1 rRNA gene is annotated in these 237 nt (G+C 52.7%); it reads left to right on the top strand.

The features are described from left to right. Positions 1–237: ribosomal RNA gene (locus tag N801_RS19405) — 16S ribosomal RNA — on the top strand; the annotation flags it as partial.

Below are 237 nucleotides of genomic sequence, written 5' to 3' on the forward strand. Positions count from 1 at the left end.
TCCTTTGTTGCCAGCGGTTCGGCCGGGAACTCAAAGGAGACTGCCAGTGATAAACTGGAGGAAGGTGGGGATGACGTCAAGTCATCATGGCCCTTACGAGTAGGGCTACACACGTGCTACAATGGCGTATACAAAGAGAAGCGACCTCGCGAGAGCAAGCGGACCTCATAAAGTACGTCGTAGTCCGGATTGGAGTCTGCAACTCGACTCCATGAAGTCGGAATCGCTAGTAATCGT

It is taken from the genome of Knoellia aerolata DSM 18566, assembly GCF_000768695.1.
Classification (GTDB): Bacteria; Actinomycetota; Actinomycetes; order Actinomycetales; family Dermatophilaceae; genus Knoellia; species Knoellia aerolata.